The sequence below is a fragment of the Rarobacter faecitabidus genome (genome assembly GCF_006716265.1).
GTDB classification, from domain to species: domain Bacteria; phylum Actinomycetota; class Actinomycetes; order Actinomycetales; family Cellulomonadaceae; genus Rarobacter; species Rarobacter faecitabidus.
Window position 1 is genome coordinate 245,132 of sequence record NZ_VFOS01000002.1, and the last position, 22,683, is coordinate 267,814.

Below are 22,683 nucleotides of genomic sequence, written 5' to 3' on the forward strand. Positions count from 1 at the left end.
TTTGGTGGCGTTGAGCGTATGAGTGAGAACTCTGCCACCGACGACAACCCGTCCGTTCCCGAGGCACCGCATCAGGATGCGATCGACTTCCTCGGAGCCTCGGCCGACAAGATGATCGCGTTCGCGAACCTTCTGGCAAGCCAGGGCGAACGGCGGGGTTTGATCGGTCCACGGGAATTGCCGAAACTATGGGATCGGCACATTATCAACTGCGCATCCCTCGCAAGTGCTATCGGCGACGTACGGACCATTGCGGACGTTGGTAGCGGCGCTGGCCTGCCGGGAATCGTGATAGGAATACTGAAGCCGCAGGCTAACGTCGTCCTCATTGAGACGATGGAGAGACGTTGCGCGTGGCTCAGCGAGGTCAAAGAGACCCTTGACCTCGCCAATATCGAGGTACTGCGCGGACGCGCCGAGGAGTTCGTGGGAGCGAGAGAATACGACGTCGTGACCGCCCGTGCCGTGGCGGCACTGGACAAACTCGCGCGCTGGTGCTTCCCGCTAGTGAAAGTGGGCGGGGAGCTCGTGCTCCTCAAGGGACAGCGCGCGCAGGAAGAGGTCGAATCAGCCAGCAAAGTGCTGGGTAGGTACGGTGCCCGGGACGTCACAATCGAGCAGCGTAGGGCGGTTCCGAGTTACTCGGCGGCCACCGTGCTGAGGATTCGCCGTGGAAAGTAGCGCACCTGCCTACGCGGATTGCGAATCACGCGAAATAGTCGGCCCAATTCAGGAGGCGCGAAGCGCGCAGGGTCACAGGCACCTGGTCGCGCAGGGTCACAGGCACCTGGTTGAGTGTGAACGTGCACATCGCTGGGAGGTCGATTCTTCGATCACGGCGTCGCAATGGAGTATGAGAGGGAAAGGCATTGAACGAGCCACTGAACGCTGATCACAGCACGCCGCTCGCCGCGGAACTGTTGGCCAACGCTCAGCGTAAGCGCCAACTCGATGGAAGTGCCGTCGCCAGACCCGCGGACACCAGAATCTTCACGGTTGCGAACCAGAAGGGCGGTGTCGGAAAGACGACCTCTACGGTCAACCTCGCCGCCGCTTTTGCCCGCGATGGCCTCAAGGTGCTCGTGATCGACGCCGATCCCCAGGGGAACGCGAGCACGGCGCTGGGGGTTGATCACAGGTCCGGCGTGCCCTCTGTGTATGAGGTACTCATCGAGGGAAGTCCAATCGCCGACGTTGTGAGGCAATCTCCCGAATTTCCCGAACTGTGGGTAGTGCCCGCCACGCTCGATCTGTCGGGCGCGGAGATCGAACTCGTCAACATGGTTTCACGTGAAACGCGCCTCTCACGAGCTCTGACTGCCTTCATCGGAGATCCGTCATCGCCGAACGTTGATCGTTTCGATTACGTCTTCATCGACTGCCCGCCGTCCCTGGGCCTGCTGACCGTGAATGCGTTCACCGCGGCGAGCGAGGTTCTGATTCCCATCCAGTGCGAGTATTACGCGCTCGAGGGTCTCAGCCAGTTGATCAAGACGGTGGACCTCATCAAGGCCCACTTGAATCCCCCTCTCGAACTCTCGACAATCCTCCTGACGATGTACGACCAGCGCACAAACCTCGCACGCCAGGTCGCGGACGAAGTGCGCGAGCACTTCCCGGCCCAGACGCTGAACACGACCATCCCGCGTTCGGTTCGCGTCTCTGAGGCGCCGAGTCACGGGAAAACCGTCGTGAGTTATGAACCCAGCTCCAGCGGCTCGCTCGCATACCGAGAGGCGGCACGAGAGATCAACTTGCGCGGATCGGATCTTCAGCCCGATCTGAATGCGACGCACACACGGCAACACGTCGGTTTGAACAATGATCAAGGAGCGCACGGATGAGTCAGAAACGACGGGGTTTGGGCAAAGGGCTGGGTGCGCTAATTCCTACGGGGCCCACGGCGACGCGACCGTCCGATGTGTTCTTCGGGCCGGGTAACGGACAGGGTGAAACTTCGGCGAAAACTGACGGATCTGCAGGCCAGGGGCACCAAAACACCGACGCATCCGGTCGTAGAGGTACGGATTCGGAATTGAGCGCCAAGACAGCCGAAACGACTGTGCAGGCGCTGGAGTCCATCTCTGATCCGGCGGGAGAAGCGGGAGCGTTATCGTCCGCCCCTGCCTCCGATGACCTCTTGCCCGTGCCCGGAGCGTCCTTCGCCGAAATTCCCACCGCTGCAATCCGCCCGAACTCCAGGCAGCCCCGCACCGTCTTCGACGAGGACGACCTTACCGAGCTCACCGCATCCATCGCCGAGGTAGGGGTTCTCCAGCCCATCGTCGTGCGCATCGACCCGAGTGGCGACGGGAGCACCTACGAACTCATCATGGGTGAGCGTCGCTGGCGGGCCACGCAGGCTGCGGGGCTGGAGAGAATCCCGGCGATTATCCGCGAGACGGAGGAAGGCGACCTGCTTCGGGACGCGCTGCTCGAAAACCTCCACCGCGCCGCCCTCAACCCGCTGGAGGAGGCGGCCGCGTATCAGCAGTTATTGGATGACTTCGGTTGCACGCAGGAGGAACTCTCGACTCGAATCGCACGTAGCCGCCCGCAGATCTCCAACACCCTGCGACTCCTCAAGTTGCCGCCGCTCGTGCAGCGTCGGGTGGCGGCGGGTGTCATCTCCGCGGGCCACGCACGCGCCCTCCTACGTCTCAGTGACGCGGCCGGCATGGAGCGCCTGGCGCAGAGGATCGTCGCGGAGGGACTCTCGGTCCGCGCGACCGAGGAGATCGCCGCACTGGGGGGAGTGCCAGAGGACCCCGCCCCCAAGGTGCGACCCCGGCCCGGCACGAGGGTGGAAGCCATCGATGAGCTCGCGACGCGGTTGGCCGATCGACTCGATACGCGAGTGAAGATCGCGCTTGGCAAGCGAAAGGGACGCATCACCGTTGAGTTCGGGTCAGTCGAAGACCTCAATCGCATTCTGACCGTGATTGCGCCAGACGAGCAGGGACTTTTCCAGAAGCGTTCCTGACGAAACCGCCCGACTCTACCGTGGCTACGCGGGCTCAACTTGGCTGTGCGCACGTTTGGTGCGTGTGGCTGCGGTGCGAGCGCGGCTCGCCTCCGCTCACGGCCGCTGGGCGGCCTCCGCTACGGCTTTACGGCTTCGCCGCGCTCGCACCGCACCAGGTTGTATTGTGCAGGCACTTCGCCGTGTGGTGCCCCCGCACCGCATTCTGCCGCGTACACCTTCACTAGGCTGGATTTCGCCTGGTCAAGACCGTCCCGGCTTGCACGAGTCGAACTGGACGCTGCTGTCCACTCGTTGATGACAACGCTGATTGAAGGGTTGCACCGCTCATATCGCGCTAAGGGTGGGGCAGCGCCTATTCGACCGGCACCGAGTCGAGGAAGTGCTGGGCGTCGATGGCCGCGGAGCAGCCTGTGCCCGCCGCGGTGATGGCTTGACGGTAGGTGTGGTCCACGACGTCACCAGCGGCGAAGACGCCGGGGAGATTCGTGCGAGTGGAAGGGCTGTCGACCTTGATGTAGCCGGCGTCATCGAGTTCCACCTGCCCGCGAACGAGTTCAGTGCGCGGGTCGTGTCCGATGGCGATGAACAGGCCGGCCACGTCGAGCCGTGACTCTTCCCCGGTGACGGTGTCGCGGAGACGGACGGCCTCGACGCCGTTCTCACCGTCGATGCCGAGCACTTCCTTGTTCCAGATGATGTTGAGCTTGGCGTCGTTCAGCGCTCGATCGGCCATGATCTTCGATGCCCGCAATTGGTCGCGCCGGTGGATCAGGGTCACTGACGAGCCGAAGCGCGTGAGGAACGTTGCCTCCTCGACAGCCGAGTCCCCGCCGCCGATGACGGCAATGGGCTTGTCCTTGAAGAAGAAGCCGTCGCACGTAGCGCACCAGGAGACTCCGCGTCCAGATAGGCGCTTCTCGTCGGGTAGCCCGAGTTCCCGGTATGCGGAACCCAGCGCCAGGATGATGGCTGGCGCGGTGTAAGTCTGACCGCCGTCGGTGACGACGGTCTTGATGTCGCCTTCCAACGAAAGCGAGACGGCATCGTCCCACTCTATGGTGGCGCCGAACCGCTCGGCCTGCTGCTGCATCTGAGTCATGAGATCGGGCCCCATGATTCCCTCGGAGAAGCCAGGAAAGTTCTCCACGTCCGTGGTGTTCATGAGGGCACCGCCCGCACTGAGCGCACCCGCGATAACGAGAGGCTGCAACCCCGCGCGAGCGGCGTATATCGCTGCGGTGTAGCCGGAGGGACCGGAGCCCACGATGATGAGCCGGTGCGTGGTGGACGTCATGGAGGTTCCTTCGTCGATGTGTGGTTTCGCGAACTATAACCTTACGGCGGCTCGCGTTGTTCCGCGGTCGTCGCGCGGTGTCAGGAAAGGTTGATCTCGCCGATCGTGATCGCGTAACCGTCATCCGTCTTCGGCAGTTCGGTAACCCAAAGGACCAGCGACTGCGTCGTGACGGGCTTATCGAGCTCGATCTCCATGTCCTCGGAGAACTTCCCGGACTTCAGCAGCTCGCCACCGCTCGGATCGTCGAGAGAGGTGGAGCGAAGCTCGAACTTCCCGCCCTTGCTCTCGGTGACCAGATAGACAGCCGATACTTGAGCCTCGTTCTCAAGCGTGATTCCGTAGCCGATACCGCTTCGGTCGTACCCGCCGAAATTGGGCGTCTTGTAGGTGCGCGTGGTCCAGAACGTCTGCTGATCCCCGTCGTACGCCCGATCAACGAGCTCGGGGTGCTCGTCGCCGTCGCCGTCCGGGTCGAGCGCCGCCCCCTCGGCAATGACCGGCGGAGCGGTGCTAGCCGACGAACCCTGCGAGTCACCATCGCTTCCGTCGGAGGTCGACGGTACTGGCGCGGCGCTTCCGCGAAGCGAGCGCACCTCGTGCGTGGGCTCGAGATTGGCGCCGATCGTGAGCGCGGCCCACACGCCCCCCACGCCGATGAGGCCGACGATGAGCAGCAGCACGACGAATGTCGAACTGACCTGAAGCCGCCGCGAGAGTGAGACCCGCTCGGTATGACTACCCGGACCTGAAACGGGCGGTCCGTCGATGGCGCCGAACGCGGCGCTGACCGCACCCGAAACCGATGAGTGGCCGCCACCGGCTGCGCTAGTGCCCGTTGCCGCGCCGGCCGCGCCTACCGGGGCGAAGACGGGTGGGGCGGGCTCAGCGGCGCCTGGGAGAACGGGACCTAGAAGCGACGCACTGCCTCCCGCCAGCGCGCCTGCGGAGACGGCGACGCCCGAGGAGACGCGCACCGGCGTCGCGCCAGTGGCACCCGTCAGTCCGGTGTAGCGCGACGGCGCGGCGGGCGGCGGCGTGCCGGGGGGAGACAATTGATCGTCCGGTGCAAAACGCGCTCGGGCGGAGGTGCGCGAAGGGGCCACGAGCGGGGGAGCGTCGCCGGCTGATGCAGGCTTGTCGGCGTCCTCGTGAGCGTCCTCGTCCGCCAGTAGATCGTCGACGAGCGTGACGAGCGTCGTGGCATCCCAGGGATCCAGTCGCGCCGCGAGTTGAGCCGGACGCACGAATACGCGGGACGAATCGAGCACGTCTGAGAGGGTCGGATCGGACGCGAGTTGTTCCTCGGGGATCAGTCCCCGGACGAAGGAGCGCAACTGGTCAGTGTCGAATATCGCCGCGTCCTCCTCCTGCGGTACAGGCCGGCCCAGGAGCGCGGCCGCGAAGCCAGCTCCCAGCAGGCGAGGCCCCTTGGGTGTGAGGAACACAGCATCGGAGTTGATGTCGAGATGGTGCACGCCGCGCGAACCGGCGACCTCGAGACCGGTGGCGAGTTCGCCCAGGAGGGCTCGTCCCTGCTCCGCGGTGAGCGAAAGCGAGCCGAGCAGCGCGGCGATGCTGCTCCCACCCGGCTCCTCGGTCACGATGTACGCGAGGTCACTGTCCTGACTCACATCGAGCAGCTTGACTAGCCGCCGGTCGCTCACCAGCGCGGCGCGGCGAGCAGCGTCGAGGACTGCGGGGATGTCCGTATCGCCGTTCGCGGCGGCCGTTTCGGTCACGTCGATCACCAGCACACCGCGCTCGAGGATCTCGTCGCGTCCAAACCACGCGGTCAACGGGCCGTCGAGCGGATTGCTACGATCCACCCGATACCGGCCACCGACCAACAACGGCGTCGAATCGTCAACCACTTGGATGCCTTCCGCGAGGAGAGAGTGAGGTCTGTCAGACGCCGCCAAGTCTAGCGAGGATCGCTGAAAAGCCCGTGAGCATCTCCGCGGGCTTGTCGCGAGCGTTCCGAAGGCGCGCAGATCATGCGGACAGCCAAGCCGCCGCGTCGCGCTGTGCCGACAGGATTGCCGGATGCGACCGGCCCTTCGGCGCCGCGCGCATCGACGGTAGACTACAAGGACAATCTCCCAAGGACCGTGCGTGTAATGGTTCATGACGTGTGGCGACGAACAGCGGTTTGCCTGAGTCTTGTCATGGTGGGGGCTGGGGCGATCCTCTTTACGGCACCGGCGCAAGTAGCAACTTCTGGGACCGTCCAGGGCACGATTAGCGACGGCTGCGGACACGTGCAGGCGGGGGCGGAGGTCGTCGCCTCGCCGGGGTACCACGCGAAGGGCCAGAAGTCGCGCACCGTGACAGCGGATGGCGGCGAATGGTTCTTTTACGGCACCGCGGAGCAGTAGCCAGAAGCTGGACTACCTCGTCATCGATGCGTTCGGGAAGGGCATCGCCCGCGGAACGGTGAAGTCTGGTAACAAGAGCCTGAAACTGAAAGCCATCCGCATTTCTTGACCGCCGGTAGTCACAGATGACCGCACCGTCCGGCGAGGGGTGCGCGATGCCGTGGAATCAGGCTAAACCGTCGCGGGTGGTCGGACGACCCATGGCTCTCGAGGACGCGTCGCGGGTGCGCCAAGGGAGTCACCGTGACTCCTCAATGTTTCCGCGCATCGGTGGGCGTGCGGCTTACTTGCGGGCGTGGAGTCACCGTGCCCGCTCATGGTTTCCGCACGTCAGCGGCGGCGGAGCCGGCGGGCGATCGGATCGATCATGCGACCCAGTTCGGACACCTTCATGAGTTTGAGCGCGCCCGCGTAGACGCCGACGAACACGCTCCCCGCCACGGCCGTGACGATCAGGGAGTGTCCCCAGGAATCCCCGGGCTGGAACCCCATCGCGCGCTGGATCGCCCACGTGGGCAGCGCCGCCACGATAGCGGCCACGACCGCTCGTACGTGCAGTCGCGTGACGCGGGCCTCGTCCAGGCCGTGAAGCTTAGCGCGCAACCCGCCGTATCGGGAGATCAGCACCACGAAATTGGAGATCGCCATCGCAAGGCCGATGCCGACGATCCAGTTGCTGGCGGGCAACACAACGGTTCCCAGCCAGCCGAAGAGGACGAGTGCCCCCGTGCCCGGCAGCTGCATCCAGAACACGGTGCGCCCGTCCTCGAATGCGAAGTAGGCCCACTTCATGAGCACCATCGCGCCGAGCGGCACCAGCCCGAGCGACATGGCCTGCAGGACGGGAGCCGTGACCGCCACCTCGATGCCGCGCATGGATGGGACGAGCGCCTTGACGAGCGGTTGGGCCATCACGATCATGGCGACCGTCGCCGCGACGGTGAACACGCCCACTGTGCGGAAGCCTTCGGACATGTCGGCGCGCACGCGGTCCAGGCGGCCGGCGGAGGCCGCGCGGCTCATCGAGGTGAACAGCGCGGTCGTGATGGAGATGGTCACCAGAGAGTGCGGCAGCAGGTAGATCATCAACGCCTGCGTGTACGTGCCGTTGGAGGCGACCTCTCCCGCGGTGGCGGCCTCACCCGCCGCGATCGCCTGCGCCGGCGCGCCCGTGGCCAGCCGGGTGACCCACCAGACGCCGAGCTGATCCAGGATCGTGGCGGCGATCACCCACATGCTGACTGTGCCTGCTGCCCGCAATCCGATGCCGCGCACGCCGAAGCGCGGGCGCCAGCGGAATCCGGAGCGGTAGAGCGGAACGAAGAGGATGAGTGCCTGCGCGACGATGCCGCCGGTTGAGATCGCGCCGAGGACGGCCGTCTGGGTCGGCGTCCAGGCGGCGATGACATCATCCCCACCGCCGATTGCGGCGCGGCCGAAAACCACGATGAAGATGCCGAACCCGATGATCGAGATGACGTTGTTCAGCGCCGGCGCCCACATATACGGGCCGAACTGCCGCCGGGCGTTGAGCACCTGGCCGAGGATCGCGTACAGGCCGTAGAAGAACAGTTGCGGCGTGCACCAGAAGGCGAGAGCCGTGGCGAGCGCCACTTGCGCGGGCGTCCAGCTCGAGTCCGTGTAGATCCGGACCAGCCAGGGCGCGGCGATCGTGAAAGCCGCGGTGAACGCCAGGATGATGACCGTGGCCGAGGTCAGCAGTTTGTCCGTGTACTCCTGTGCGTTCTTGCGCTTGAATGCCTTGACGAGTTGCGGGACGAGCACGGCGTTGATGAGACCGGTGGCGAGCAGGGCGTACAGGACGTTGGGCAGCTTGTTGGCGATGTCGAAGGCATTGGCGATGGGACCCGTAGCGCCGACCACGGCGACGAGCAGGACGTTGCGCACCATTCCCAACATGCGGGAGACGAACGTGCCGGTGGCCATGAGCACGGAGCCGCGTCCGGTAGAGGTGCCGGTCGCCTCCTCCTCGGGCTCGAGATTCGGGTCGCTCACGCGCGTCCTAGCTCCTGTCCGGGCCCCTTGGTGGTCCGTGTGCTGGCGCGACCGCGCCGGATGGTCCGGAAGATGCCGGCGATCAGCGCGAGGGCCAGTAGTCCGCCCACCAGGATGGTGCCCCGCGACTCCCAGTCGGCGCGCACGCGCACCTCGAACGACGCCGGGGTCGCGACGACGCGATGCGCGGACGAGACGAGGCGCACCTCCACGTGCACATCGCCGCTTCCGACCGCGCGCACGGGGATGTCGACCGAGGTCTGCGAGCCCGCTGGCACGCGAACGCCCGTCACCGGCTCGGCTATGAGGCGCGCCTGGTCGGGCACAAGACTCACGTTGACGGTCACGTCCTGATCGAGTCGGTTGGCGAGCGTCACGGGCAGCAGCCCCGACGCGGAGATCAGGTTGACGTCGGAGCCGATGATCACGTCCTGCGATCCGATCAACTCCTCGGACGCGCGCTCGATGCCGGGGATCGCGTCATCCCGCGCCTCGCTATTCCTGAGCAGGCTGACGGAAGATGCCAGCAGTACCGCGTCTGTCAGGGGTGCAGTGAGGGCCTCCGGGTTATCCGCGATGATCGCGAAGTCGGTTGCGCGCTTGGCGCTGGCGACGAGGCTGGACCAATCCGACGCGGTGAGGCGAAGTCGCTCGATTCGCTTTGACGCGCGCGGAAGTGCGCGATCCACGATCTCCACGGGTTCAGCGCTGAGGGCACCGAGCCCGATCGGGTTCACGAACGCCGCCGATTCGATGGCCTGCGTCATGGCCTGGGTGATCGCCACGTCCGGATCCCACGTGCGCGGCACGGCGATGAGGAAGGATCGCTCGAAGTCGACGTTCTGCCGGGCGATGACGACCAGTTCCGCCAGCAGGGTCTGGGTGGCTGCGGCGGGTGAGTCATCCCCGCTGGCCAGGAAGGCGTCGGTCAGCGTCTCGTCGGCGACCAGTACCTTTGTCTCACCGCGATCGTGGGTGACCTGAGTGACGCCGCCGGGAGTATCGATCGGGTTGGAGATCACGTCGTAGCCCGAGCGCGCGATCACGGTGTCGATCCCCAGACGGTAAGCGTCCTGCAGGATCGATTTAGCGGGGGCCGATTCCGCGGGCAGCCCGATGTTGGTGTGCCATCCGCTCGCTATCGCTTGGGTCTCCCGGGTCAGGGAGGACGAGGCCTCCGGCGCCGCTGGGTCGCGTCCCAATACGCCGAGATCGCCGTCGAAGACGGGAAGCGCAGTGACGTCCCGCCCCTTCGCGAGTCCCGTCAGGCGGGTGGCCCAGGCCGTGCTGGCGGGCGTGGTCGCGGGTCGATCCGTGTCGAGCAGATTCGGCGGCAGTTTCCCGCTCGCGGTGAGGACGACCGCGGGATCGACGAGCCACGAGATAGCGGTTCCGGCGGCGGAGGCCTCTATCACCCGCGAGAGCCGGCCCTCGGCCTCGGTCTGCGCGGGCACATCGCTCAGTGGCGAGGTGATGGGTGCGGCGATCGTGAGGTTGATCGCAGGTGTTGCCTCCGCTGCGAGGGGTTGCCAGATCATGAAGGAGCGGGAGATGCCGAGCCGGCCGGAGACCTCGTCCATGCTTCCGGCCACATCGACCGCGATGCCCCTCGGACCGAGCCCGTCGGAGGTGCCGAGGAGGCCCAGTTCGGTCGAGGGAACGCTGAACACGATGCTCGTCGAATTGCCCGCCGCGATGGTGATCGGGGCGGTGCGCAGGATCGAGCCGGCATCCGAGAGCGGTTCCGCGACGCGCCATTCGTCGATCTGGGCAGACGTTTGCAGGATGACCCGCGAAATGCGGAGCGATGAGTCGCCGGTGAAATCCGCGGCACTCGGATTGTGGATGGTCGCGGAGACCTTCATTTCAGCTCCGGGGGTCACCACGTTCGGGCTCACCGCGTCAATGGTGACCTTCAACTCGGTCGCCGTGGACACCGCGTGCGCCGCCGTCACTCCGGGGCCGGCGAGGACGAGCGCGGCAGCAAAAGCGCAGGTCAGCAAGACCATCCACGCATTGATAGCCACCCGCGCCGAAGTGCGGGGACGGGTCACGTCGAGCCCTCCCGATAGTGGCTCGTGACGTCGTGATCCTGAACCCGGGTCTGCGCGATCGCGGCGATGCGGCGCTCGTTCGGATAACTGAGGCGCTGCGTCAACTGGTCCACGGGGATCCAGGCGACGTCCTCGGCCTCCGCGTCCGGGTCGTTCTCCACTGTCAGGGTGCCGGACACGGCCGCGAGCATGAAGTGGTGCACCACCTTGTGCACGCGCCGATCGGTTCCCGTGAACCAGTAATCGATCACGCCTAGCAGGGCGAGGATCTGTCCGCGGATTCCGGTCTCCTCGCTGATCTCTCGGATGGCCGCCTGCGGGGGCGTCTCGGCGCCCTCGAGGTGGCCCTTCGGCAGGCACCACTCAAGTCGGCCGCCTCGATTGCGCCGCGCGATCACCGCCGCGTGGGGCACTCCGTCGATGTACGTGAGGACGATGCCGCCCGCCGACGTCTCCTCGAAGATGGGGAAGGCCGCGCTGTCCTCGCGCGGCGCGTGACGTTGCGGTTCGCGCGTGCGGCCATCCTGCAGCCGAAGGGCATGACCGGCGGGCGGTAAGGGTACGCCTGGACGCCCTTCATCTCGCCTGGCCGGTTCTGACATGCCTTCCACTCTACCGACTGAGCCTTGGGACAACGGCTAGGCTTGGTCATCATGCCCGATTCCGACGCCAACTCAGCCGTGCCCGTGGACCATCCTGCATTCATGCTGCACGCGGCACTCGACCGCCTGCAAGCAGACCACCCCGCCATCATCGAGCTCGGCGAGCTCTTCGCGGCGAACGGCTCCGAGCTGGCCCTCGTGGGCGGCCCGGTTCGTGACGCGCTCCTGGATCGCGACCTGACCGACCTCGACTTCGCCACGTCCGCCATGCCCGATGAGACCCAGCGGCTGCTGGCGCAGTGGGGAGACGCGCACTGGGACATCGGCAAGGAATTCGGCACCATCGGCGCCGCGCGGCACGCGCGAGGCGGCCGGCCGGGGATCACCGTCGAGGTGACGACGTACCGCTCCGATGTCTACGACCCATCGTCCCGCAAACCCCAGGTCGCCTTCGGCGACAATCTGGACGGCGATCTCTCGCGGCGCGACTTCACGGTCAACGCGATGGCCGTGCGCCTACCCGAGCTCACGTTCGTGGACCCCTACGGCGGGCTGACCGACCTGGCCGCGAAGGTACTGCGAACGCCCGTCGTGCCGGAGCAGTCCTTCGACGACGATCCGCTACGCATGATGCGTGCCGCGCGCTTCGTGTCTCAGCTCGGATTCGGTATCGAGCCGGTTACGGCGGCCGCGCTCGTCGAGATGGCGGACCGGATCGGCATCGTCTCGGCCGAGCGGGTGCGCGACGAGCTCGTCAAGTTGTTGCTGGGTCGCCACGCGAGCCGCGGGCTGCGCATTCTCGTCGAATCTGGCCTCGCTGACGCCGTTCTGCCCGAGCTCCCCGCCCTGCAACTCGAGGTGGACGAGCACCACCACCACAAGGACGTCTACGAGCACACGCTCACCGTCGTCGATCAGGCCATCGACCTCGAGACCGGCGCGGACGGGCCCGTCCCCGGGCCCGATCTGATCCTGCGACTCGCTGCGCTCCTGCACGACATCGGCAAGCCGGCCACGCGCAGGTTCGAGCCGGGCGGAGGTGTGAGCTTCCACCACCACGAGATCGTCGGCGCGAAGCTCACGACCAAGCGCATGAGGGCGCTGCGGTTCGACAAGGACACGATCAAGCAGGTGGCACGCCTGGTCGAACTGCACCTGCGCTTCCACGGGTACGGCGACGGCGAATGGACCGATTCCGCCGTTCGGCGCTACGTCACCGACGCAGGGCCGCTGCTGGAGCGGCTGCACCGACTTACCCGCGCGGACTGCACGACGCGGAACAAGCGCCGCGCCGCGCGCCTCTCGGCGGCCTACGACGACCTGGAGCAGCGCATCGCCGATCTCGCCGCGCGCGAGGAACTGGCGGCAATCCGCCCCGATCTCAGCGGCGAGCAGATCATGGAGATCCTGGACGTCAAGCCCGGCCCGGTCGTCGGTGAGGCTTACAAGTTCCTGCTCGATCTGCGCCTGAACGAGGGTCCCGCGGATTACGAGACTGCGCGCTCGCGGCTGCTCGAATGGTGGCAGGCCCAGGCTTAGGGACGTCCGGGAATAGAGTCCGGATACCTGCCGGTAGACACCCATGCGCCGCGGCGGAGCGCGGCGAGCAAGTGACATCTGTCATCCCCGGTTCGTGACGTGCAGGACTGCCGCAGCCGTCCGTGCGGCGGGACGATGAAGGCATGAACGCACCCACCATCCCCGCGCTTGAACTGCGGGACCTTCATCGACAGTTCCCCTCGCCCGCCGGCACGGTCCACGCCGTGAACGGCATCGACCTCACGATCCAACCCGGCGAGGTCGTCGCCTTCCTCGGGCCGAACGGCGCTGGGAAGACCACGACGATCGACATGATCCTCGGGCTTTCGCGCCCGACCTCAGGTTCCGTCCGCGTGTTCGGCCGCAGTCCGGAGGACGCGATCGGCGCCGGGCAGGTCGCGGCGGTCATGCAGACCGGCGGCCTGTTGCGGGACATCACCGTCGCCGAGACCGTCGAACTCACCGCGGCGCTGTTCGGCCGATCGGTGGACCCGGAACCCTTCCTCGAACGAGCCGGCATCACCGAGATAGCTGGCCGACGGGTCTCGGCCTGCTCTGGCGGTCAGCAGCAGCGGCTGAGGTTCGCCATGGCGCTCGTCAGCGAGCCCGACCTCTTGCTACTCGACGAGCCGACGACGGGCATGGACGTCGAGGGCCGGCGCGAGTTCTGGACCTCGATCCGCGAGGACGCGGCGAGCGGGCGGACGGTGGTCTTCGCCACTCACTATCTGGAAGAGGCAGACGCCTACGCCGACCGGATCGTGCTCGTCAGTCAGGGGCGCATCGTCGCGGACGGCAGCGCGGCCGAGATCAAGAACCTCGCGTCCGGCCGGACCGTCAGCGCGCAACTCACAACGGGTGCGGGGCATCCCGATCCGGAGGAGGTGGCCGCCAATCTGCGTGCCATCGCTGGGGTCGAGTCGGTCGACGTGCGTGGCCCTCGCGTACTGGTGAGGGCGCACGACTCCGACTCGGTTGCGCGCTATCTGCTAGGGATGGCTGCGCACGACCTGGAGATCTCCTCGCACAATCTGGAGGACGCCTTCGTCGCCCTCACGTCCCAGCCCCAGAACGCCATCGCCACAGGAGCCTCACGATGACCGGCCTCACCCCAGTAAGCAACCCGTCCGTCCGTCCCGTGCGCCGGGTGGGACTGAGTGCCACGTACCTGCGCCTGGAGGTGCGGCGGCTCCTTCGTAACCGGCGAACTATGCTCTTCTCCCTGCTGATGCCGCCGATCTTCTTCCTGATCTTTGGCACGGCGGCCTCGTACCGTGACGAGCAGGCGGGACACGGCAACGTCACCGCCTGGATCCTCGTCTCGATGGCGCTATACGGCGCGATGCTCACGGCTACTTCGGGCGGTGCCGGTGTGTCGGTCGAGCGTTCGCAGGGCTGGACGCGGCAGTTGCGGCTCACCCCGCTGGCGCCGTGGGCCTACGTCGCGACCAAGCTGATCGCGTCCATGGCGCTCGGGGCGATCTCCGTCTCGGTCACGCTCGCGGTGGGCGCGTTCTTCGGTGCCTCAATGCCGGGCTACGTCTGGGTTTTCTCGGGATTGATCGCCTGGGGAGGCTCGCTCGTGTTCGGCGCCTTCGGGCTCTTCATGGGCTATCTGCTGCCGTCGGAGAACGTTATGCAGATCCTCGGCCCCGTGCTGGCGCTCCTGTCGTTCGCCGGCGGGTTGTTCATGCCGCTCGGGGATGGCTGGTTCGCATCAATCGCACAGATCATGCCGACGTACGGCCTTGCCGAGCTGGTCCGCGCCCCGCTGACGGGAACCGGCTTCACGGCCGCGTCAATCGTCAATGTCCTCGTGTGGGCGGCGCTGTTCGGGCTCGGTGCGGCATGGCGTTTCCGCAAGGACACGGCGCGGGTGTGACGAGCGAACGCGCGCGGTCCCGCTAGTACCGTGGAACCCATGAATCGGCCGCCCAGCATCCCCGCCGCCGCCCCTTCTGGCCGCCGCCGACTGTGGCGGGTATTCGGGCCAGGACTCGGCATCGTCTGGGTCGTCTTCCTCACCGATCCGCTGGTCGCGGCATGGGCCAATCCCCGGCCGGTGCCGCGGGCGCTCGCGGTCGGTGCCATTGTGGCCCAGGCACTCGTGTTCGCGTGGGCCGTGTTCAGGCAGCGCCGCGGTGGGGTGCACCCTACCGGGATCGCGCTGCTGGTGGCGCTGCAGGCGGTGCTCGTCTTTCTGGCGTGCTTGGGGGCGGGGCAGGAGGGGCTCGTCGGCCTGGTATTCGTATCCGTCATACTCCACCTCATCCTTCGCCGGCCGCTCGCCTTCATCGGGACTCTGGCGTGCGTCCTGATCGCCGTCCTGCTGCCCCTATTCGTGGCCGGGTGGGAGTTCGATGCGTCGCTTGCGGTATCGATCGTCCTGGCAAGCACGGCCGTCTTCGCCTTCAGCCAGCTCGTCCGCCGCAACCGCGAACTTCAGCAGGCTCAGGCGGAGGTCGCCGATCTGGCCGTGGCCCAGGAGCGCGCTCGTATCGCGCGCGACATGCATGATGTGCTCGGCCATTCGCTCACCGTGATCGCCGTGAAGTCAGAACTGGCCGCCAAGTTAGTGCCGCTCAACCCGGATCGAGCCACGGCGGAACTGCTCGACATTCAGACCCTCGCCCGCTCGGCGTTGGCCGACGTGCGCGGGGCGGTCGCCGGGACGAGGGCCGTGACCCGCGCTGGCGAACTCGCTGCCGCGCGGCGGGCCCTCGACGCCGCCGGAATCTCCGCCGAGTTGCCCGGCGCGATCGACGTGGTCCGCCCTCCGCTCCGCGATCTGTTCGCGTGGTCGGTGCGCGAGGGCGTCACGAACGTGGTTCGCCACTCAGGCGCCTCGCACGTCAAGGTGACGATCGCCGCCGATCGGCTGGAGGTGGCCGACGACGGCCGCGGCCCCACGGCCGCGGCGGAATCGTCCGATGTGGCCGCGGGACACGGTCTGCGCGGCCTGCGCGAGCGTGCCTCCGCTGCCGGAGCGCGAGTCACCACGACTCGAGGCGAGCGCGGCGGTTTTCGTCTGATCGTGACGGCGGCGACAACACCGGAGGGGTCATGACCACATCCATCAGGCTGCTGCTGGCGGACGATCAGGCACTCGTCCGCGGTGCCCTTGCCGCGCTGCTCGACTTCGAGGCCGATCTCGAGGTCGTGGCGCAGGTTGGACGAGGCGACGAGGTCGTGACGACGGCGCGCGAGCACCGCTGCGATGTCGCCCTGATCGACATCGAGATGCCCGGACTCGACGGCATCAGCGCCGCGGCCGCGTTGAGCCGGGAGTATCCGAGTTGCCGTTCGCTCATCGTGACGACCTTCGGCCGGCCGGGCTACCTGCGTCGAGCGCTCGATGCAGGCGCGAGCGGATTCGTCGTGAAGGACACCCCCGCCGAACAACTGGCGCAGGCCGTACGCCGGGTGCACCAAGGCCTCCGGGCAGTCGACCCCGACCTCGCGGTTGAATCACTGACCGTGGGGAACAATCCGCTCACGGAGCGGGAGCGCGAGGTGCTGCTCGCGGCCCTTGGCGGGGGGACGATCGCCGACATAGCGGCCGCCTCATTCCTGTCCGAGGGCACGGTGCGCAACTATCTGTCCGCGGCAATGGGAAAGACGCACGGGCGCACGAGGGCCGAGGCGGCGCGCATCGCCCAGGAGAACGGCTGGCTCTGAGCGCCGTTTTCCTGGGCGACACCGGTGCGGCCCGTGCAGTCGGGTCAGCCGATCAGGCCTCGTCCTCCCCCACGGGAGCCGACACCTGATCGGCGAGCGCAACGGACTGGCGCAGCCCCCACACCGAGGCCACGATGGTCGCCACGCCGCCGATCCACAGCAGCACCTCGACCTTCACGTGGTCGGCAATGGGACCGATGATCGCCATGCCCACCGGCAGGGCGATCGCCATGATGATCATGACAAGACCGAAGATGCGGCCTTGGCGCTCGGCCGGAACCTTCTCCTGGAGGATCGTGAACATGGGCGTGTTCATCAGCGGCACGGTCATTCCGCACAGGAACATCAGCACGAGGTAGAGCACGAACGTGGGCGCGACCCCGAGCGCGATCGTCGTCACTCCGAGACCCAGGCCGCCGAACGCCACGAGACGCAGTCGGTTGTTGAACCTCTTTGCGGCAGCGGCGACGAAGACGCCCGCCAGCACCATGCCCACGCCGAATGCGACCTCGTTCGCCATGAGGTGCCACGAGTCGTCTCCGAACTTCCGCGCCACCAGCAGTAGCGTGAGGAAGCTCGGCGGGACGGCGAGGAACATGATCAGCGCGAAGTAGCCGATGAGGAAGCGCAACAGCCGCGAGCCGGCGGCGTAACGGAGTCCCACGACGAGGTCCTCGAAGTAGCCGCGATGATCGTCGGCTGCGCGCTTGACCCTCCCAACGGGCACGAGCCCCAGCAGTCCCACACCGATCACGGCGGTGACAACGTCGAGGAAGAACGCCGATTCGAGCCCGCCCACGGCAAGCAGGCCCGCCGCGAGTACGGGCGCGCCGACGCTCGCGAGGGACTGGATCGAGGAGAACAGGCCGTTGACGCGCAGCAGTTGGTCGGCCGGGGCGATCTGCGGAATCATCGCCGAGACCGCGGGCGTCTGAATCCCGGCGCCTATCGACCTGATCGTGAGGGCCGCGTAGAACAGCCAGAGGTGGCGGTAGCCGGCCATGAAGGCGAACGCGAATGCGAGGGTCGTCAGCGCGATAGCCAGATCCGCCCCGATGATGAGGAACTTGCGGTTGTGCCTGTCCGCCCACACTCCGCCGAACACCGACACGATCGCTTGCGGCAGGAACCCGAAGAACGTAGCGAGCGCGAGCACCCAGCCGGACTTCGTCTCCAGGGTCAGGTGCCAGAAGATCGCGAATTGGGCTACCGCCGAGCCGATCAGGCTGACGCTCTGGCCACCCAGGAACAGGGCGACGTTGCGCCGCCAGCGGCCCTGTTCGATGGGCGGGCTGGTTGAACCATCGGGCGCTGCGGCGTCAATCATCCGTACAGCCTAGGTGCCGGTTCGGAGTGTTCGCGAACTATTTTCGAGCGTCCGAGCCCGCCATCGTGCCGGTCGAGCGCGCCGTCGACGCCTGGGCCGAGCCCGCCGGATTGTGTGAGAATCGAGGAATCGTCAACGGAGGGGAGCCGGGCATGTCTGGGTTCAAGCGCTCGCGGTCGGCCGGTCGTCTAGCGGTCGCGTCTGCCATCGTTGGATCGCTCGCACTGGCACCGGTCCTGCTCGCCGGCCCCGTGCTCGCCACCGCCGCACCGAAGGCAGCGGTCAAAACCATCAAGGTCAAGCCGACGTTGCGCGTCAGCTCTAGGGAGGCGCAGGTAGGCGAGCGCATCTGGCTGGCCGTCACGGGCCTGCCCAAGTCCGCGACCATCAGCGTGCAACAACGGGAGATCAAGAAGATCACGCCGAACCAGACGGCCGAGCCAGGAGGCGTCGTCGGACCCGCGTACTCGCCGAGCGGCTCATGGCAGAAGGTCGGAGATTCGCACAAGACCACCGGCGGCAAGGCTCATCTGCATGTTCGCGTGACCGGCCCTGCCCAGTACCGCATCGTCGTCAAGGGAGCCTCGCCGTCCGTGCGGACCTCCGCCGCCGCCAGCGTCCCGACCTTCGGGGTGACCAAGAGTTTGGTCGTTCGCCGGGACGAGTCCTCCGCCAAGCTTGGTCACGCCATAACCAAGGTGCGGACGATGTCGAAGGCGAAGACACGCAAGATTTCCGGCGCAGGCAAGAAGGTGACGGCCGTCCGCTGGCAGGTGTTCGACGAAGGCGTCGTGGTGGAGGTGAGGAAGGGCAAGAAGGTGCGCACTTGGCTGGCCCTCGGAGCCATTGGCGAAAGTTATCGCAAATCGGGTGGCCCAGCCGGATCTTGGGGGGTTCCGAGCGGTGACGCCAAGTGCGGCCTGTTGCAGTCAGGCTGTGTGCAAACTTTCTCGGCGCGGACGGCGTACTCGTCCACGAGGACAAAGAAGGCGGTCACGACCACCGCGAAGGGCAGGTTCGGGGAGGTCGACGCTGCGCTGCGCAGCTGGCTCGGCTTCAAGGTCACCTACGCGAAGAACAAGAACACCCCTATTCAGAAGTGGATGGGCTCATCTGCCGCCTGGTGCGGGTACTTCCAGACGTGGGGTTTCCATGCTTCCGGCAATGCCGACCTGTTGCCGCCCAAGAAGAAGCTGATCCCGTTCCCCAATATGCGCGAGACGGTCAAGCGGACCATGAAGACCTCGAAAAAGCCGAAGGTCGGCGCACTGGCGTTCGTGCGCACGGAGCGCGGCCGGGACGCCGGGCACGTGGGGCTGGTGACTGCGATCTCCAAGACGCACATCCGATTGCTGCACGGGAACACCGGCGGAGGCGGGACGGTCACACGCGGGTACCGCGGTGTCGTCGAGACGTGGCTGCCGCGCTCCACCGCTGCGTTCTACGCGTATCCGCAGTACTAGTTCGCGGCCCGTTGCCAGGCGTCGCTGTTTTCGACTTTGTCTTCTAGCAGATCTGTGTCTGACGAAGGATGCTTGACGTCCGAGGTGTCGTTTCACGGTATTCCATCATGGTTATGAGGGAATATTCAGAGCCAGCATGTCCGAGTGGTTCTAGTTCAAAGAAGAAAGGACCACGGCTAGCCAGGTGTAGTAGCCGACGAGGACGACGAGCCAGAAGTAACTCAAAATCAGCCCGGGGTCGAATAATTTCGACAACCAATAGGAAGTAACCGGCGACGATCAATGGCAATAACGTAGCAATGGTTCTATAGCCGGTGGCAGCGGGACTTCGCCAGATTGCAACGAGGGCAAGGCCGAGAGCGAGAAATGGGATTGTTCGGAAGACCTGCGTCGGAACAGCCAGGAGGCTATTGGTGAAACTCCACGAGAGCCACGGAATTTAGGAGATGGCAAGCGCCAGGACGGATGTAATAGCAACGCTAGTCCACCAAGCTTTTGTCTGTAAATGCTTCCTCCGCGCCCACTCACTGTCCGAAATTCGGATCTGATCGTTCACGGATGGGTTGGCCTGAGAATGTTCTGCATTGAGCGTCATGCTACGTAAGAGTAGTAACAGAGTCTCATGCCCTCAACGGTCGGTCCGGAACTGACGGACACCACGGGTTGAGGGTCTGTGCCTGAGTCCGTCGTGGCTTCTTGACGGCTACAGGTACTCACCCGCGAATTCGTTTTGACGACAGGCACCTATCCAATGATGCGAGCTCTGAGTCGCTTGCTTGCTGGATGGAAACGGGGGGCGACGCAATGCGTCGCCCCCCGCCGCCGCGGTGTATACGGCCTGGTCGAGGTTACTTGCGCCACCACTTCTGGTTGGCGGTGCCTGAACACTCCCAGATTTGGAGCTTGGCCCCGTTGTTGCGTCCCCAGTCCTTGACATCGACGCACTTGTTGGCGTGCTTGTTGACCAGGTCGAGTGAACTATTCAGAGTCCATTGCTGGTTGGCACCACCGAAGCAATCCCACAGTTGGACTCTGCTGCCGTTGGCGGTGGACCAGTCGGCTAGGTCCAGGCACTTTCCGCCGACTCGCAGCGTGCCATCACTGTGAAATTCGAACCGTTGTGCATTCGTGCCATTGCAGTCCCAGATCTGGACGGCGGCACCGTTGACGAACTGGGAGTTAGGGACATCGATGCACTTGTTCTGCCAGCCCTGAATCGACGCGATGGACGGTCCAGCATTTCCCGTCGTAGTCAGACGCAGATTCCATTTCTGGAGGATCGTGTTGATGGGTTGGAAGACGGTGCTGCAGTTGCTGCCCGATCCCGATCCGCCGGACAGGATTCCCTGTGCCTGGTCATTCCACACCAGAGCACCGCCCGAGTCGCCGGGGGCCGAGCAAACATTCGTGTTGACCGTGACGACGAGTTGTCCGCTCACGTAGGTGTTTGCATTGCGCGCCGTGACGTAGCCGCAAGTCCACTTGGTCGTCATGCCGGACTTGCACACATGGGATCCGACTGGGGCCTCGTTTGATCCCTTAATGTCAACACCGCCGCCCCCGTTCCAATGGGTGACCCGGCCCTTTCCTACCCAACCGCCTTCATTGCGGGCATAGGCGGCGTCAATGCCGCCACCATACTGGTACGCCTGAACGGTGCCGATGCGGGTGTTGTTCATCTTGGTGTCGAGTCCGTGATTGCTCGAACCCGCTGGGATGCAGTGGCCCGCGGTCAACAGCCCGCCTTCCACGGCAAAAGCAATGGTGCACCCCATGAGTGGATCTCCGCCCCAGTAGTCACGGTAGGCCGTGTAACTTGACGAGTTGATCTCAACGGTGGCGTCCTTTGTTGCGATTCCCGCCGTCTTCAGCGCCCTATTCGCGGCCTTCTTGGATGTTGCTTGAAGGACCAACTTGTTGGTCGTCGGGTCGATCCACCACGAACTCACGCCGGAAGCCTTGGCCGCATTGGCCCTGGTGAACTTCTTCTCCTGTTTCGCCAGTGACTTGAGGCTTTTCCTGACGATCTTTGGCTTCGCGCCTGCCTTCTTGGCGACCTTGGCCGCCTTCTTTGTCGTGACACCGACAACGATCTTCTTGCCATTCTTGGAGATCCACAGGCCAGCGAATTTGTTGCCGAGTTTCTTCTTCAACTTCTTCTCTTGCTTGACCGCCTTCTTCTCAAGCTTGATCCGAGCCAACGCCTGCTTCTTCGTCAGCTTCAGGTCTCGCATGATTGCCTGGAGCTTGGTTTCGCTGACGCTTTTCGCCGCCTCGGCGGCACTTTCCTTCGCTTGGCTTACGACGGTGTCGACTGCGGGCGTCGACGATGTTGCCGTGGTTGCCGTCGCCGTCCCGACGAGAGCCAGTGTGCCTAAGAGAGCCCACGAACCGATCAGGGCGCCAAATTTCCTGTACTTCATCATTGCTGCCTTCCGGGTTTGCCGCCGATCATCGTTGATCGGCAGACCTGCAGTGATCATCGGAACTGGACGACGGGGCGGAATCCTGTCGCGACTGGCAACGCTGCCAGTAGACGCACCATCCAAGAAGAGCCAGACAGCCCGATGCTGATGACCGTACCGGCATTCTCGTTCGCGCGCAGGTCGAACGGCGCGGCGCATGGGATGAGGAAGCCCGAATTCTGGTTCGAGGCGGCAGGCTGATCAGTTATTGCACGGAGCGTTATTGCGGACGATGTTCCCTTGGCCGCATTCGTCCCGGCACTGGAAAGGGGTGCCACGCAAGACTCGGGCGAACGCATCCATGACACGGACCAGCATGTCGCCATTGACTTGGTGCCGTGGTGAGTATGACAAGAAGGTGGGGGCCGACGCATATGCGTCGGCCCCCACCCGGACTTCAACTGCAGCGGCCTTGTCGCGATCGATCAACTGTTCGCGGTACGTCGGCCGTCTCAGTGCAATCAGTCGTTGCGCTCGCCCTTGATGAAGGCCTCGACGCGCGCGCGGCCCTCGGTGTCCTCGATCTGGACGGGCGGGGACTTCATCAGGTAGCTCGACGCGGAGATGATCGGGCCGCCGATGCCGCGGTCTTTGGCGATCTTCGCTGCGCGGATGGCGTCGATGATGATGCCTGCCGAGTTGGGCGAGTCCCAGACCTCGAGCTTGTACTCAAGGTTCAAGGGGACCTCACCGAACGCGCGACCTTCGAGGCGGACGTACGCCCACTTGCGGTCATCGAGCCAGGCGACGTAGTCCGACGGCCCGATGTGCACGTTGCGGTCCTCTTTCTTGCCGCCGAGCGGACCGGAGAGGTTGGAGGTGACGGCCTGCGTCTTCGAGACCTTCTTGGACTCGAGGCGGTCGCGCTGCAGCATGTTCTT

At 65.5% G+C, this 22,683-nt stretch carries 18 protein-coding genes; 10 read left to right on the forward strand and 8 right to left on the reverse strand.

Annotated elements, in window-relative coordinates; translation table 11 throughout:
* Positions 1-18 precede the first annotated feature (18 nt).
* From rsmG to FB461_RS09115, 3 genes are all read left to right on the forward strand, one after another.
* Complete coding sequence (gene rsmG, locus FB461_RS09105; RefSeq protein ID WP_142121318.1) at positions 19-681, forward strand: 16S rRNA (guanine(527)-N(7))-methyltransferase RsmG; 663 nt, start codon at positions 19-21, stop codon at positions 679-681.
* A gap of 188 nt (positions 682-869) precedes the next feature.
* The gene (locus FB461_RS09110) at positions 870-1,844 is read left to right on the forward strand and encodes a ParA family protein (RefSeq protein ID WP_211349882.1); all 975 of its coding nucleotides are present in this window, start codon (positions 870-872) and stop codon (positions 1,842-1,844) included.
* Positions 1,841-2,983 carry a ParB/RepB/Spo0J family partition protein gene (locus FB461_RS09115; protein ID WP_142121320.1) on the forward strand — a complete coding sequence of 381 codons (1,143 nt, stop codon included), beginning with the start codon at positions 1,841-1,843 and terminating at the stop codon, positions 2,981-2,983. Before FB461_RS09110 ends, FB461_RS09115 begins: the two co-directional genes overlap by 4 nt.
* 355 nt (positions 2,984-3,338) lie before the next feature.
* Here FB461_RS09115 and trxB read toward each other — a convergent pair whose 3' ends face one another.
* Both trxB and FB461_RS09125 read right to left on the reverse strand, forming a co-directional pair.
* Positions 3,339-4,280: a thioredoxin-disulfide reductase gene (trxB, locus tag FB461_RS09120; RefSeq protein WP_142121322.1), complete on the reverse strand. Its 942-nt coding sequence runs from the start codon at positions 4,278-4,280 to the stop codon at positions 3,339-3,341.
* Positions 4,281-4,360: 80 nt separating this feature from the next.
* Entirely contained in the window at positions 4,361-6,154 is a 1,794-nt protein-coding gene (locus FB461_RS09125) for a protein kinase family protein (RefSeq protein WP_142121324.1), read from the reverse strand.
* 294 nt (positions 6,155-6,448) lie between these two features.
* On the opposite strand from FB461_RS09125, the gene FB461_RS09130 reads away from it, so the two are divergent.
* Entirely contained in the window at positions 6,449-6,658 is a 210-nt protein-coding gene (locus tag FB461_RS09130) for a hypothetical protein (protein ID WP_142121326.1), read from the forward strand.
* 330 nt (positions 6,659-6,988) lie between these two features.
* Here the strand turns inward: FB461_RS09130 and murJ are convergent, their stop codons facing one another.
* From murJ to FB461_RS09145, 3 genes are read right to left on the reverse strand one after another with little or no spacing between them, the layout of a single operon-like run.
* Entirely contained in the window at positions 6,989-8,674 is a 1,686-nt protein-coding gene (gene murJ, locus FB461_RS09135) for a murein biosynthesis integral membrane protein MurJ (RefSeq protein ID WP_246046174.1), read from the reverse strand.
* Positions 8,671-10,728: a DUF6049 family protein gene (locus FB461_RS09140; RefSeq protein ID WP_142121328.1), complete on the reverse strand. Its 2,058-nt coding sequence runs from the start codon at positions 10,726-10,728 to the stop codon at positions 8,671-8,673. Before FB461_RS09140 ends, murJ begins: the two co-directional genes overlap by 4 nt.
* Positions 10,725-11,330 (reverse strand): NUDIX hydrolase, encoded by a 606-nt coding sequence (locus tag FB461_RS09145; RefSeq protein ID WP_142121330.1) that lies wholly within the window; start codon positions 11,328-11,330, stop codon positions 10,725-10,727. The genes FB461_RS09140 and FB461_RS09145 overlap by 4 nt, the downstream gene beginning before the upstream one ends.
* A gap of 51 nt (positions 11,331-11,381) precedes the next feature.
* Here FB461_RS09145 and FB461_RS09150 point away from each other — a divergent pair, with 51 nt between their 5' ends.
* The 5 genes from FB461_RS09150 to FB461_RS09170 all read left to right on the forward strand — a co-directional run bounded on the left by FB461_RS09150 (position 11,382) and on the right by FB461_RS09170 (position 16,547).
* Positions 11,382-12,869 (forward strand): CCA tRNA nucleotidyltransferase, encoded by a 1,488-nt coding sequence (locus FB461_RS09150; RefSeq protein ID WP_142121332.1) that lies wholly within the window; start codon positions 11,382-11,384, stop codon positions 12,867-12,869.
* Between the two features lie 143 nt (positions 12,870-13,012).
* Positions 13,013-13,969: an ABC transporter ATP-binding protein gene (locus FB461_RS09155; RefSeq protein WP_142121334.1), complete on the forward strand. Its 957-nt coding sequence runs from the start codon at positions 13,013-13,015 to the stop codon at positions 13,967-13,969.
* Entirely contained in the window at positions 13,966-14,751 is a 786-nt protein-coding gene (locus FB461_RS09160) for an ABC transporter permease (RefSeq protein ID WP_142121336.1), read from the forward strand. The genes FB461_RS09155 and FB461_RS09160 overlap by 4 nt, the downstream gene beginning before the upstream one ends.
* Positions 14,752-14,790: 39 nt before the next feature.
* The gene (locus FB461_RS09165; RefSeq protein ID WP_142121338.1) at positions 14,791-15,936 is read left to right on the forward strand and encodes a sensor histidine kinase; all 1,146 of its coding nucleotides are present in this window, start codon (positions 14,791-14,793) and stop codon (positions 15,934-15,936) included.
* Positions 15,933-16,547 (forward strand): response regulator transcription factor, encoded by a 615-nt coding sequence (locus tag FB461_RS09170; RefSeq protein ID WP_142121340.1) that lies wholly within the window; start codon positions 15,933-15,935, stop codon positions 16,545-16,547. Before FB461_RS09165 ends, FB461_RS09170 begins: the two co-directional genes overlap by 4 nt.
* Before the next feature lie 52 nt (positions 16,548-16,599).
* Here the strand turns inward: FB461_RS09170 and FB461_RS09175 are convergent, their stop codons facing one another.
* Entirely contained in the window at positions 16,600-17,874 is a 1,275-nt protein-coding gene (locus tag FB461_RS09175; protein ID WP_142121342.1) for an MFS transporter, read from the reverse strand.
* A gap of 26 nt (positions 17,875-17,900) precedes the next feature.
* On the opposite strand from FB461_RS09175, the gene FB461_RS09180 reads away from it, so the two are divergent.
* A complete protein-coding gene (locus FB461_RS09180; protein ID WP_142121344.1) occupies positions 17,901-19,337 on the forward strand; it encodes a CHAP domain-containing protein in 1,437 nt (478 codons plus the stop codon).
* Positions 19,338-20,185: 848 nt separating this feature from the next.
* Here FB461_RS09180 and FB461_RS09185 read toward each other — a convergent pair.
* Positions 20,186-21,763 carry a S1 family peptidase gene (locus FB461_RS09185; RefSeq protein WP_170222685.1) on the reverse strand — a complete coding sequence of 526 codons (1,578 nt, stop codon included), beginning with the start codon at positions 21,761-21,763 and terminating at the stop codon, positions 20,186-20,188.
* Between the two features lie 500 nt (positions 21,764-22,263).
* On the reverse strand, positions 22,264-22,683 hold a 420-nt coding region (locus tag FB461_RS09190; protein WP_484335624.1), incomplete at its 5' end, for an inositol-3-phosphate synthase.